The organism is Pedococcus sp. P3_C7 (assembly GCF_056402615.1).
This window is the reverse complement of sequence record NZ_JBFUHC010000010.1, coordinates 337,726-350,817: the sequence shown is the minus strand read 5'-3', so window position 1 is coordinate 350,817 and position 13,092 is coordinate 337,726. Positions and strand designations below refer to the sequence as shown.

Annotated in this window: 12 protein-coding genes; 1 reads left to right on the top strand and 11 read right to left on the bottom strand. The window is 71.9% G+C overall.

The features are described 5' to 3' along the window. Nucleotides 1-47: 47 nt before the first annotated feature. The 10 genes from AC1DS4_RS15865 to dacB form a co-directional block, all read right to left on the bottom strand. Nucleotides 48-524 (bottom strand): DUF3180 domain-containing protein, encoded by a 477-nt coding sequence (locus AC1DS4_RS15865; protein WP_477613811.1) that lies wholly within the window; start codon nucleotides 522-524, stop codon nucleotides 48-50. Then, a complete protein-coding gene (gene folK, locus AC1DS4_RS15860) occupies nucleotides 521-1,405 on the bottom strand; it encodes a 2-amino-4-hydroxy-6-hydroxymethyldihydropteridine diphosphokinase (RefSeq protein ID WP_477613812.1) in 885 nt (294 codons plus the stop codon). The genes AC1DS4_RS15865 and folK overlap by 4 nt, the downstream gene beginning before the upstream one ends. Before the next feature lie 28 nt (nucleotides 1,406-1,433). Next, entirely contained in the window at nucleotides 1,434-2,231 is a 798-nt protein-coding gene (gene folP / locus AC1DS4_RS15855) for a dihydropteroate synthase (RefSeq protein WP_477633293.1), read from the bottom strand. Between the two features lie 59 nt (nucleotides 2,232-2,290). After that, nucleotides 2,291-4,027, bottom strand: a complete 1,737-nt coding sequence (locus tag AC1DS4_RS15850; RefSeq protein ID WP_477633285.1) for a phosphatidylglycerol lysyltransferase domain-containing protein — start codon at nucleotides 4,025-4,027, stop codon at nucleotides 2,291-2,293. Next, on the bottom strand, nucleotides 4,024-4,617 hold the full coding sequence (folE, locus tag AC1DS4_RS15845; protein ID WP_477613814.1) for a GTP cyclohydrolase I FolE: 594 nt from the start codon (nucleotides 4,615-4,617) through the stop codon (nucleotides 4,024-4,026). Before folE ends, AC1DS4_RS15850 begins: the two co-directional genes overlap by 4 nt. After that, the gene (gene ftsH, locus AC1DS4_RS15840) at nucleotides 4,607-6,703 is read right to left on the bottom strand and encodes an ATP-dependent zinc metalloprotease FtsH (RefSeq protein WP_477613815.1); all 2,097 of its coding nucleotides are present in this window, start codon (nucleotides 6,701-6,703) and stop codon (nucleotides 4,607-4,609) included. The genes folE and ftsH overlap by 11 nt, the downstream gene beginning before the upstream one ends. Nucleotides 6,704-6,858: 155 nt before the next feature. Further along, on the bottom strand, nucleotides 6,859-7,410 hold the full coding sequence (hpt, locus tag AC1DS4_RS15835) for a hypoxanthine phosphoribosyltransferase (RefSeq protein ID WP_477613816.1): 552 nt from the start codon (nucleotides 7,408-7,410) through the stop codon (nucleotides 6,859-6,861). Nucleotides 7,411-7,445: 35 nt separating this feature from the next. Then, nucleotides 7,446-8,426 carry a tRNA lysidine(34) synthetase TilS gene (gene tilS / locus AC1DS4_RS15830; RefSeq protein ID WP_477633286.1) on the bottom strand — a complete coding sequence of 327 codons (981 nt, stop codon included), beginning with the start codon at nucleotides 8,424-8,426 and terminating at the stop codon, nucleotides 7,446-7,448. A 43-nt stretch (nucleotides 8,427-8,469) separates the two neighbouring features. Next, nucleotides 8,470-9,543, bottom strand: a complete 1,074-nt coding sequence (locus tag AC1DS4_RS15825; RefSeq protein ID WP_477624875.1) for a zinc-dependent metalloprotease — start codon at nucleotides 9,541-9,543, stop codon at nucleotides 8,470-8,472. Between the two features lie 14 nt (nucleotides 9,544-9,557). Continuing rightward, nucleotides 9,558-10,997, bottom strand: coding sequence for a D-alanyl-D-alanine carboxypeptidase/D-alanyl-D-alanine endopeptidase (gene dacB / locus AC1DS4_RS15820; protein WP_477633287.1), 1,440 nt, complete (start codon nucleotides 10,995-10,997; stop codon nucleotides 9,558-9,560). A gap of 111 nt (nucleotides 10,998-11,108) precedes the next feature. Here dacB and AC1DS4_RS15815 point away from each other — a divergent pair, with 111 nt between their 5' ends. After that, on the top strand, nucleotides 11,109-11,666 hold the full coding sequence (locus AC1DS4_RS15815; RefSeq protein ID WP_477633288.1) for an inorganic diphosphatase: 558 nt from the start codon (nucleotides 11,109-11,111) through the stop codon (nucleotides 11,664-11,666). 36 nt (nucleotides 11,667-11,702) lie between these two features. Here AC1DS4_RS15815 and AC1DS4_RS15810 read toward each other — a convergent pair whose 3' ends face one another. Beyond that, entirely contained in the window at nucleotides 11,703-13,070 is a 1,368-nt protein-coding gene (locus AC1DS4_RS15810) for a C40 family peptidase (protein WP_477646071.1), read from the bottom strand. Nucleotides 13,071-13,092: the final 22 nt, after the last annotated feature.

Genomic DNA, 13,092 nt, shown 5'->3' with positions numbered 1-13,092 from the left:
GGCGCCCGCGGCGCCCGCGTCCCCCACAGAACGGCGGTTGCGGGTGGTCAGGTGCGGGAGTCGCGGTCCGCGTCTCCGGGCGGGTCGACCCGGCACATCCGCTGGGTCAGCATCCCGGCGGTCGTGAGCACCAACGACGCCGCGCAGAGCGACAGCAGCCGCCAGAGCAGGTCACGGTAGCCGGGCAGGTCGACGTCCGCCACCGCGTGAGCCGCCTGCGCGGCATACCACCCCAACACGCCTGAACCGGTGAGCGCGGCGGCCTGGGCGAGCACCAGCGTGCGCGCCGCCCTGATCGGGCTGAGCGACTTGCGGGCCTCGCCGCGCAGGAAGCGGCGCACCGGCAGCCCGGCCCCGATGACCAGGACCGCCATGGCGACGAGCATGACGGCGGAGACCCAGGACGCCGGTCCGAGCAGGTGGCCGGCGTTGAGGTAGAGCCGCCAGCCCAGCCACGAGAGCAGCCCGACGACGAGGGCGATCGCGCCGAGCTGCGCCCAGCGCAGGCCGTGGCCCTGGTTCACCACGGCCCCTCCAGCAGGTCGATGTCGGGCCCCGGGCGCACGCCGGACACGTCCATCCCGCTGACGAGGTCGGCCACCCGCCGGACCTGGCCGCCCACGCGCAGCACCGCCTCCGAGTCGGCCTGGAGCCACGGCACGAGCACGAAGCCGCGCTCGTGCGCCCGCGGGTGCGGCAGGGTGAGGGTCGGGCTGTCCATCACGATGTCGGTGTCGAACACCGGGTCGCCGTACTGGACCAGGTCGAGGTCCAGGGTCCTCGGGCCCCAGTGGACCTCGCGGGTGCGGCCGTGCGCGCGCTCGATGTCGTGCAGCCCGGCCAGCAGTGAGGACGGCGCGAGGTGGGTCGTCCCCGTCACCACGGCGTTGAGGTATGCCGGCTGGTCGGGACCACCCACCGGATCGGTCTCGACGACCGGGGACACCTCGATGATGTCGATCAGCCCGTAGAGCGCGATGGCGGCGTCGTGCAGGGTCTCGAGGGAGTCGCCGACGTTGGAGCCCATCGCGATCACGACGTGCGACTGGCGCTCTCGGGTGACCCGCACCTGCACGTCGGTGAACGGGTGTCCCACGGGGGCTTCGGGCTTGTGGACGACGACCTCGACCGCCTCGACGAGGGGCCGTGCGAGGACGCGGTCGGCGATGCGGGACGCGAGGGCCTCGATCAGGTCGAGGGAGTCGCCCTCGATGAGCGCCACGACGTCGCCCGCGACCTCGGCGTAGTTGACCGTGTCGGCCAGGTCGTCGCTCGTGCCCGCGGGCCCGAGGTCGACGTGCAGGGTCACATCCACGACGAAGGTCTGTCCGTCACGCTTCTCGAAGTCGAGGACGCCGTGGTAGCCCTTGGCCGAAATCCCTTTGAGGACAATTTGATCCGTCACTGATGCACCCCTGTTGCTGTTGCCGGCGTCACTGGGCGTCCCGGATGGCGCGGGCGACCCGCATGGCGTCGAGGGTCGAGGGGACGTGGTGGACGCGCACGCCCCACGCCCCCAGCTGCGCGGCGTGCACGGACGTCGCGGCCGTGGCCACGTCGCGATCCAGTGGTGGCCGCGGCTCAGCCCCCGCGGGCACGCCGATCCGGCCCAGGAACGTCTTGCGGGAGGTGCCGACCAGGACCGGGTGGCCGAGCTCGACCAGCCGGTCGAGCCCGCGCAGGAGCGACCAGTTGTGCCCGGTCAGCTTGGCGAACCCGAAGCCGGGATCGAGCACGATCCGGTCGGCCCCGATCCCTGCAGCCGCGAGCTCCGCTGCCCGCTGGGACAGCTCGGCCACCACGTCTGCCACCACGTCGTCGTAGACCGCCCGGGACTGCATGTCGACGCTGTGCCCACGCCAGTGCATCGCGACGAACGGCACCCCTGCCGACGCGACGACGCCGGCCATCTCCGGGTCGGCCATCCCCCCGCTCACGTCGTTGACGATGGCCGCCCCGGCCGCGAGCGCCTCGGCCGCGACCTCCGCGCGCATGGTGTCGACCGACACGACGGCGCCCGCCGCGGCGAGGGCGGCGACGACCGGGAGCACCCGGCGCTTCTCCTCGGCCACCGACGGACGCTCGGCACCCGGTCGCGTCGACTCCCCGCCGACATCGAGGATGTCGGCACCCTGGGAGACCAGCTCACGACCGTGCTCGACGGCCGCGGACGGCTCGAACCACTGGCCGCCGTCGCTGAACGAGTCGGGGGTCACGTTGACCACGCCCATCACGACCGGGAGCCCGTCGGCCCGTCGCAGCGGCCACGAGACGTTCCCAGCCGGAGTGCTCACGCCCCACCGCCGAGCCGGCCGAGCGTCGGCCAGGTGAGGAAGGCCTCGGCCTCCAGAGCAGCCAGACCGACCCGCGGCAGGTCCGATCCCGAGGGGTAGACGAGGAACCGTGGCTGCCACTGCGGCTGGAACTTGGCGTTGAACCGGTAGAGGCTCTCGATCTGCAGCCACCGCGACGCGAACAGCAGCACCCGCCGCCAGGACTTGAGGATCGGCCCGGCACCCAGCTTGCCACCGCGCTCCAGCACGGAGCGGAACGCCGCGAAGTTCAGCGAGACCCGTCGCACGCCCAGACCCGGCGCCGCCCCGAGCGCCTCGGTGATCATCAGCTCGTTGACCCCCGCGTCGGCGCTCGAGTCACGCCGCATGACGTCGAGGGACATCCCGTCGGGACCCCAGGGGACGAACTGCAGGAAGGCTCGCACGACCCCATCCTGCCGTGCGGCCACGAACACGCACTCGGGGTCGCCCTCGTCGAGCAACCTGCCGAGCGCCATCGAGAACCCGCGCTCGGTGGCGCTGGACCGCCATGCGGAGGCGTCCGCCATGGCGCGGTCACGCACGTCGGTGGTGACGTCACGGACGCGGCAGACGTCCACGGCATACCCGGCCCGCGCGACCCGGCCCACCATCTGTCGCACGTTGCGCATCGGGCGGCCCTCGAGGGTGAAGGTCGAGGCGTCGACGACGGCTTCGTCGCCGAGCTCCAGCGCCGTGTAGCCGGTCTCGCGCACCCAGATCGTGCCGGCGTGCTCGGAGCAGCCCAGCACGGCGGGCGTCCACGCATGCGCAGCTGCCTCCGCGAGGAAGGCGTGCATCGCACCGGGCCAGGCCTCGGGGTCGCCCACGGGGTCACCGCTGGCCAGCATCACGCCGGACACCACGCGGTAGGCGATCGCCGCCTTGCCGGACGACGACCAGATCACCGACTTGTCGCGCCGGGTGTTGAAGTAGGCCAGGGAGTCGCCGTGCCGGTCGACGAGGGCACGGAGGCGGGCTTCGTCGTCATCGGTCAGGGACGGCACGGGCTCGGCGGGACGCAGCGCGAGGTAGACCGGCGTCAGCAGCGTCATCAGCCCCAGCCCGAGCAGCAGCGACCCGAAGATGTCGGCGGACCTGTCCTGCGTGAACGTCAGGGGCCCGTTGGCCCCGACCATGCCCAGGCCCAGCTCCTGCACGAGCTCCCCCGGCCCCGGGAAGCCGCCCACGATGTCGCGCCGGTTGAGCCAGATGACCAGGCCGCCGGCCAGCACGGACACGACGAGCAGCACCACGAAGGCGCGAACTGCGCGCCACCGCGTCGTCGGGTCACCGAGGGCGCGGAACTCGGTGCGGTACCGCACGAGCAGCCCGAGACCGACGAGGGAGATGACTGCAGAGGCGGGTTCGGTCTTGATGGCGTGCAGGACCACCGACAGGGCGAGTAGTCCGACCGCCGCCCGCCAGGCGCGCCGCTTGCGACGCTTGAGCGAGTGCCCCAGCACGATGAGGAAGATCCCGGACACCACCGTCGCCGCCGCTGCCGCATCGGAGAGGGCACCGGGCAGCACCTCGGTGAGCCCCTGGAGGTGGACCCGCCAGGAGTGCAGCAGGCCGGTCAGCAGGTCCAGCGTGCCGACGAGGTAGGTGAGGTTGCCGAGCAGTCGGGGCGCCTTGGACGCCGCGAGCATGCGGGGGAGCCGGCTGTTGGGCTTGGCAGGGGTGGTGGGGCGCGCGAGTTCGCGTCCGGTCACCGCTTGCCCCCCAGAAGTAGCGCCATGGCTTCGGCACGGGTGGCCGCGTCGCGCAGCTGGCCCCGCACGGCCGAGGTGATCGTCCGCGACCCCGGCTTGCGGATGCCGCGCATCGACATGCAGAGGTGCTCGCACTCGACGATGACGATGACGCCCTGGGCGCCGAGGTGGGTGACGAGCGAGTCGGCGACCTGAGTCGTCAACCGCTCCTGCACCTGCGGTCGCCGGGCGTACATCTCGACGAGCCGGGCCAGCTTGGACAGTCCGGTCACGCGGCCGTCTTTGGCCGGGATGTAGCCGACGTGGGCCACGCCGTGGAAGGGCACGAGGTGGTGCTCGCACATCGAGTAGACCTCGATGTCGCGCACCAGGATCATCTCGTCGTGCTCGATCTGGAACGTCTTGGCGAGGACCTCCGCGGGGTCGAGAGCCAGCCCGGCGAAGAACTCGCCGTACGCCCGCGCAACCCTCGCCGGGGTCTCGACCAGTCCCTCGCGGTCGGGATCCTCGCCGATGGCGATCAACAGCTCACGCACGGCAGCCTCCGCACGCGGCTGGTCGACCACGTGAGGCTTGGCCTCAGTGGCCATTCGGATCGACCTGGCCACCCTCGGGGACCTCGATCACCTGGGTGGGCGGGTGCTCCTCGTGGGCCTTCACCGCGCCGGCCTCGGCCGCCTTGTCGATCGCCTCGGCGGTCTGGCGGTTGGTGCCCGCGGACTCCAGGGCGGGGGCCGAGCCGTTCTGGGCGGCCTTCTCGGCCGGGGTCAGGACGGGCGGCTGGTCGGAGAGGAACCGGGTCTCGCTGGAGAGCCAGGTCGGGCGCACGGGGCGCTTGCGGATCGGCTCGAAGATGGCCGCGAGCTCCTTGGCGTTCAGCGTCTCGTGCTCGAGCAGGTCCAGGACCAGCCGGTCGAGGATGTCGCGGTTGTCGTTGATGACGTGCCAGGCCTCGTCGTGGGCGGCGTCGATGAGCTTGCGCACCTCTTCGTCGACGATGCTGGCGACCTCTTCGGAGTAGTCCCGCTGGTGACCCATGTCGCGGCCGAGGAAGACCTCGCCCTGCGACTGGCCGAGCTTGATGGCGCCGACGCGCTCGCTCATGCCGTACTCGGTGACCATCTTGCGGGCCATGCCGGTGGCCTTCTCGATGTCGTTCGAGGCACCGGTCGTGGGGTCGTGGAAGACGACCTCCTCGGCCACCCGGCCACCCATCGCATAGGACAGCTGGTCGAGGATCTCGTTGCGCGTCGTGGAGTACTTGTCGTCGGTCGGCATCACCATCGTGTAGCCGAGCGCCCGGCCGCGGGGCAGGATCGTCACCTTGGTCACCGGGTCGAGGTGGTTCATGGCTGCTGCCACGATCGCGTGCCCGCCCTCGTGGTAGGCCGTGATCTTGCGCTCCTTGGCGGACATGATCCGGGTGCGCTTCTGGGGGCCGGCGATGACCCGGTCGATGGCCTCGTCCAGCGCGGCGTCGTCGATGAGCTTGCCGTCGCTGCGAGCCGTCAGCAGGGCCGCCTCGTTGAGCACGTTGGCGAGGTCGGCACCTGTGAAGCCGGGCGTCCGGCGGGCGACCGCGAGCAGGTCGACGCCGGTGGCCATCGGCTTGCCCTGCGAGTGCACCTCGAGGATGCGGTGCCGCCCGATCATGTCGGGAGCCTCGACCGCGATCTGGCGGTCGAAGCGGCCGGGGCGCAGCAGGGCCGGGTCGAGGATGTCGGGGCGGTTGGTCGCCGCGATGAGGATGACGTTGGTCTTGACGTCGAAGCCGTCCATCTCCACCAGCAGCTGGTTGAGGGTCTGCTCACGCTCGTCGTGGCCACCGCCGAGGCCCGCACCACGGTGCCGGCCTACGGCGTCGATCTCGTCGACGAAGACGATCGCCGGGGCGTTGGCCTTGGCCTGCTCGAACAGGTCGCGGACCCGGCTCGCACCGACACCGACGAACATCTCGACGAAGTCCGAACCCGAGATCGAGTAGAACGGCACCCCGGCCTCACCGGCAACGGCCCGGGCGAGCAGGGTCTTGCCCGTGCCGGGAGGGCCGTAGAGCAGGACGCCCTTGGGGATCTTGGCACCCACCGCCAGGAACTTCGCCGGCTCGGCCAGGAACTCCTTGATCTCGTGGAGCTCCTCGACCGCCTCGTCGGCCCCCGCAACGTCCGCGAAGGTGACCTTGGGCGTGTCCTTGCTGGCGAGCTTGGCCTTGGACTTGCCGAACTGCATGACGCGCGAACCGCCACCCTGCATCTGGTTCATGAGGAACCAGAAGAGGCCGAGCAGGATGATGATCGGCAACAGCGAGCCCAGCAGCGACAGCAGCGGGTTGGTGTCCTTGATGACCTGGTTGATCCGCCCGGGAGGGGTGTTGTCCTCGAGGAGCTTGATGAACGACGGACCGGCGGCCTCGACGTACTGCGTGCGGACCTTCGTGGCGTTCTTGACGTTCTTGCCGTCGGAGTAGGTCACACCCTTCTTGAGGTCGAGGTCGACCACCTCGTTGTTCGTGACGACGGCGCGCTCCACCTTCTTCTCGGTGATGAGCTGCTGTGCGGCGGAGGTGTCGATCCGCGTGTAGCCACCGGCGTCGCTGAGGCTGAAGACCATCAACGTGATCGCGATGACGGCAACGACCCAGAACAACGGGGCCCGAAGGATGCGCTTGAAATCCATGTGTGTAGCGGGGCTGGCCGCCCCGTTCCTCCTGCTCGCTGACGCTGGGTGCCGTTGCCCGGCCTGGGCTCGGCTCTACCACGACGGTACTACGCAGTGCTCCGGTGGCTCGTGCTGGACAACGACCCGGATCGGCCCAGTGTTCCGAGTACGCCTCAGGCGTAGACGTGGGGGGCGAGCGTGCCCACCTCGCGCAGGTTGCGGTAGTTCTCGGCGTAGTCGAGGCCGTACCCCACGACGAACTCGTTGGGGATGTCGAAGCCCACCCACTTCACGTCGATCTCGACCTTCGCGGCCTCGGGCTTGCGGAGCAGCGTGCAGATCTCCACCGAGGCCGGCGAGCGGGACTCCAGGTTGGCCTTGATCCACGAGAGCGTCAGCCCGGAGTCGACGATGTCCTCGACGATGAGGACGTGCTTGCCGGTGATGTCGGTGTCGAGGTCCTTGAGGATCCGGACCACACCCGAGGACTTCGTGCCCGAGCCGTAGGACGACACGGCCATCCAGTCGACCGGGGCCGTGCCGGGCAGCGCGCGGGACAGGTCTGCCATCACCATGACGGCGCCCTTGAGGACGCCGACGAGGAGCAGGTCCTTGCCTTCGTACTCGGCCCAGATCTCGGTGGCGAGCTCGTCGAGCCTGGCGTGGATCTCCTCCTCGGTGATGAGGACCTTCTCGAGATCGGCTCCCATATGGGCAGCGTCCACGGCTCAAACTCCCTCAGTTGTCGGCGGGTGCGGGGCTATTCAACCCGAGCAGGTGGGGCGATGGATACCCGACCGCCAGATCGGGTCGCCTGCAGCGGGCCGGGCAGGCTCACCGGACCCTGTCCGTGCCACTGCGTGAGGAGGGCGTCACACGCCTCGGTATGCCGGGTGCTCACCTGCCCGGCCGGCGCACCGGCCGCGACCGCGAGGCGGCGCCAGACCCGCGTGCGCACGGCCCGCGGCAGGGCGGCCAGGTCCCCGGTCGTCCAGGGCCCGGCCCCCAGCGCCACGACCGCCGCGTCGGCGAGGTCGTCGAGGTGGTCGGCGTCCTGCCGCAGGAGGTCCGCAGTGCGTGCGAGGGCGGCTGCGACACCGGGGCCGAGGTCGCGCTCGAGGTCCAGGAGGGCCCGGCGGGCGCGGACCCGGGTGAAGGCCGGGTCGTCGTTCATCGGGTCGTCCCACCGGGTGAGGCCCTCGGCGGCGCACGAGGATCGGGTCTGTGCCCTGGTGACCCCCAGGAGGGGACGCCGGAAGCGGTCGCGAGCCCGCGGCATACCGGCGAGGGACCTGGCGCCCGCACCCCGCGTGAGGCCGAGCAGGACCTGCTCCGCCTGGTCGTCGAGGGTGTGGCCCAGGAGAACGAGGCGCGCGCCGTGCCGCTCGGCGGCTGTGTCGAAGGCGGCGTAGCGGGCGTCGCGAGCGGCGGACTCGAGGCCGTCGGGGCCCTGGACGACCTCGACCACGGCCCTGCTCACCGGCGCCAGCCCGAGGGCCTCGCACTGCTCGGCCGCCCGGCGGGCAACGTCCGCGGACTCGGCCGAGAGCCCGTGGTCGACGACGACCGCGCCGCCCCGGACAGCCAGCTTCGGCGCCTCGAAGGCGACCGCCGCCGCGAGCGCGAGCGAGTCCGCTCCCCCGCTGCACGCGACGAGGACCAGGTCGCCGGGCCGGCACTCGGCCAGGGTCACGCGCACAGCGACGCGGATGGCCGCGCTGGCCGGGTGGGGGCCGGTCACGTCAGACCTCCGGGAGCACAGTGCGAGGGTGTGCGGCCACCGGTCAGCCGTGGACCCGGGACACCCAGGCCGAGGGCGTGGCGATCTCGGCCGGCAGCGGGAGCGTCTCGGGGGACTCCCAGATGCGGTTGAAGCCGTCGGTGCCGACGGCCGCGGTGACCTCGCGGACGAAGATCGCGCCGTCGCGGTACTGCCGCATCTTGGCCTCGAGCCCCAGCAGCCGGCGCAGCACCCGGTCGAAGGCGCCGACGCCCTTGCGGCGCTCGTTGAACTTGCTGCGGATGTGGGCCACGGAGGGGATGATCTGGGGGCCGACCTCGTCCATGACGACGTCGGCGTGCCCCTCGAGCAGCGACATGACCGCCGTGACGCCGGCGAGCTCGGCGCGCTGCTCCGGCGTGGCGATCAGGTCCGTGAGGCCGGCGCCGCCACTCTTGAGTGCGTCGGGCAGCTGCTTGGTGAGGCGCGAGAGCGTCTCCTGCAGCGACTCGGGGTCGGGGACCAGGTCGGACGCCAGGGTGCGGACGCGCTCGACCATGTGGTCGCGCAGCCAGGGCACCGCCGTGAACTGCACGCGGTGGGTCTCCTCGTGCATGCAGACCCAGAGCCGGAAGTCGGCCGGGTCGAGGCCGAGCTCGCGCTCGACCTGGACGAGGTTGGGGGCCACGAGCATCAGCTGTGGCGTGCCACCCGGTGCCAGGTCGTACTGACCGAGGACCTTGCTCGACATGAAGGCAAGCAGCGCCCCGGCCTCGCCGCCGGTGACCTTGCCGCCGATGGCCTGCATGGTCTGGTTCGGGGCCGTCTTCTGGCTGTCGACGAGCTTGCCGAAGACGGGGTCCATGAGCGCCGACATCGAGTCCGCGTTGAGCGAGATCCAGGTGCGGCGGTCGACGACGACGGGCCCGGGGGCGTCCCCGGGGGCGTGCAGCCGAGCAGTCTCGGCGACGGGTTGCTGAGCGCGGTGAGCCGCCGCCCGCACCGACGCGACGACCTCGGCAGCCTCGGCCACCGTCACCTTGGGTCCGGCGGGCACCAGCCGCGTCCCGGTGGTCTTGGCGAACTGCCAGTCGACGTAGCGGGTGGTCTTCGGAGCTGCTGCCTCGGACACGGTCATCCCCTCACGGTAGGTCAGGGACACCCGCAGGTCGCGAGCACCGCCACGAAGCGGTCCAACGCGGCCCGGGCGTTCAGCGTTCCGGGGCCCCCGGGGAGCCCGTCGGCCTGGACGACGAAGGACAGCACCCGCCCGTCGGCGTCGATCACGGTGCCGGCCATGGCGCTCACGCCGGTGAGCGTGCCGGTCTTGGCGCGGGCGAGGCCGGCGACGGCGCGCGTGTTCCTCGCGTGGAACCGGGTCGCCAGGGTGCCCGACAGGCCCGCCACGGGCAGTCGCGCGATGGTGTCCTGCATGGCGGGGACCGAACCGTCGGCTCCGAGCTGAAGCACGTCGGACAGCACCTGCGGAGGGATCGCCTGACCCGAGGTGAGCCCGCTGGTGTCCTTGAGGACCACCCCCGTCAGGTCGACACCCCGGGCCTGCACCGTGGTCGTCACGAACGAGACGGCGGCCGCGAAGGTCGCAGGGTACCCGGCCTTCACGGCTGCCATTCGCGCGAGCCCCTCGGTGAGCGCGTTGTCGCTGTCGTCGAGGGCGAGGGCGAGGAGGTCGCCGATCGGGGCCGACTCCACCCGCCCCAGCTCGGTGGCGCCCTCGGGCACCTTGGTGGACCAGGTGGCCTCCGGGGCGAGGGTCGCCGTGATGCCGACCTTGGCCAGGGCGGCCACGAAGGCGGCGCCCGTGGCGGCCTCGGGGTTGCGTGGTGCCGGCTTGAACGGCACGGCCCGCTGGCCTGCCAGGCCCAGCATCGAGACCCCTCCGGTGTAGCCGGCGTTCACGTCCGCCTGGTTCCAGCCCGGCGCCCAGCGCGGACCCTTGGCGTAGGTCGTGTCCAGCCGGAGGCTGACCTGGGTCTTCCCTGCGGCCTGCAGCGCCGAGGCGACCTGATCCGCCAGGTCCGCCAGCCCGGCGCGACCCTCGACGGCGGTGGGCGTTCCCTTGCCCCTGGCCAGCATCGTGTCGCCGCCCGCGACCAGGACGATCTCGTCGGGCGTGGTGCCCTGCACCACGGTCGTGGGGAGGGTGGACAGGGGGTCGAGCGTCGTGTCGACCGCCAGCGCCGTCAGCAGCTTGGCCGTGGACGCGGGCACCCGGGCCCTCGTCGCGTCCTTGGTCAGCAGGGTCTGGCCCGTGAACGCGTCACGGACCACGATGCCCGGCCCGGGACGCAGAGCCGGGTCGGAGACGACGGTCGAAAGCGCCTTGGCCAGCGCGGTGGGGTCCGGGATCGGAGCACTGGCGGACGCTGGCTGGAGCGGTTGGGCGGCGGCGTCGATGGTCGGGACCGCGGCGGTCGTCGGCGTCGCCGTGCCGGTCGGGGTGGTGGTCGTCGGGGCGACCCGGGGCTGGTCACGCGTCAGGATCCCGGGCACGATGTCGAACACGTCGAGCGCTGCGTAGGCCACCCCCAGCACCACCACGGCCAGCAGGGCGGCGAGGATGCGACGCACTCGACCCCCTCAGGCGCTGGACTTGCGTCATACGGAACACTTAGCCGCGAGCCTAGGTCATAGGCGCGCGCACCAAGTCTCAGGCATGCGCACAACGGAAGGGACATCGTCGTGGAGTTCGACGTCACCATCGAGATCCCGCAGGGGCACCGCAACAAGTACGAGGTCGACCACGAGACGGGCCGGATCCGGCTCGACCGCCTGCTGTTCACCTCCACCCGCTACCCGGCCGACTACGGCTACGTCGAGGACAGCCTCGGCGAGGACAGCGACCCCCTCGACGCCCTCGTGCTCCTCGAGGAGCCGACCTTCCCCGGTTGCCTCGTGCGCGTGCGCCCGATCGGCATGTTCCACATGCGCGACGAGGCGGGCGGCGACGACAAGATCCTCTGTGTGCCCGCGGGCGACCCGCGCCAGGCGCACATCACCGAGCTCGAGCAGGTCAGCAGCTTCGACCGCCTCGAGATCCAGCACTTCTTCGAGACCTACAAGGACCTCGAGCCCGGCAAGTCCGTCGAAGGCGCCCACTGGGCCGGCCGTGAGGAAGCCGAGAAGGTGGTGCGCGAGGCGATCCAGCGCGCCAAGGACGCCGGCATGACGACCGCTCGGTGGCGCATGCCCGACGTGTCCGCCGAGCCGATGTCCGAGGCCAAGCCCCCCACCGGCTGAACCCGCGCGCGGTGGCGCGCACCCGGCATACAGGAGCTAGGGACGGCCGCCGTAGGACACGAGGTCCGACCGGTAGATGGAGGCGTAGCGGACGTCGGCGCCGGTGTAGGGGGCCTCGATCATCTGGCCGTCGCCGACGTAGAGACCCACGTGGTGGCTGGTCGGGCCGGAGCTGCCGAAGAAGACGAGGTCACCGGCGCGCAGGTCGCTGATGGCGACCCGTGAGGTCTCGTCCCACTGCGCACCGGTGTAGTGCGAGAGGCCGACCCCGGCTCGCTGCCAGGCGCGCATCGTGAGACCGGAGCAGTCGAACGTGTTCGGGCCGTCGCCACCCCACTCGTAGGGCTTGCCGATCTGGGCGCGCGCGTACGCGATGACCGCGGAGACCCCGCCGTTGGTGGACGGCGGCGGCGGGGGCGGGTTGTCGGGCTGCTGCCTGGGCTTCGGCTGGCTGTGCTGGGCGGCGTCGCGGGCAGCCTGCTCGGCGGCTTCGGCAGCGGCCTTCTGGCGAGCCGCTTCGGCCGCGGCACGGGCCGCTGCCTGCTGGGCCGCCTTCCGTGCGGCAGCCGTGCGGGCGGCCTTGGCCCGCTCGGCGGCAAGGCGAGCCTGCCTGGCCGCCTCGGCCGCGGCGGCGCGGGCGACGGCTGCCGCGGCCAGACCGTCCTGGCGCTGCTTCTCGAGGGTCACCGAGGTCTTGCGGAGGCTGGCCAGCTGCACGGTGAGCGCCTGCTGCTGGTGCTGGATCTGGGCTGCTGCGGCCTGGGCCTGGTCGGCCTGGGCCTGCGCGGCGTTGCGAGCCGCCTGGGCGGCCGCTGCCGCCTTGGCCTGCGCCGCTTCGGCGCTGGCGGCCTGCTGGCGCATGGTGTCGGCGACGATCGAGGAGGCGGCTGCCCGCTGCAGGGTGCGCGTCCGGGCGTCGCTGACGGCCTCGAGGGCGGTGGCGCGGTCCAGCAGGTCCTGCGGTCCGGTGCTCGACAGGTAGGCGTCGAGCTCACCGAGGTTGCCGCCCTGCTGGTAGACACTGGCCGCGTAGCGACGCACCTGCAGTCCCGCGGCGTCGGCGATCTCCTGGGCCTGGGCTGCGCGCTTCTTGGCTGCCGCTGTCTCGGCCGTGCGCTTGTCGAGCTGGTAGCGGGCTCCGTTGTAGGCCTCGGCCGCTGCCGCCGCGCTCTCCTGCACCTGGCTCAGCCGGGCGCTGGCCGTCGCGTACTGCGCGTCAAGGCTCGAGACCTTGCCGGAGGTGCTGGCGACAGCCGACTTCGCCTTGTCGACCTGGGACTTGGACGGGTAGACCGGGCCCGGGTTGGCGGAGGCGGACAGCCCCGTGCTGACGGCCAGGATCCCCACGATCGACAGGGTCGCGCCGGAGCGCAGCGCGCGACGTGCGGGGCGGGCGTTCGGCACGGGGGATGCCTCTCGAGTCGGG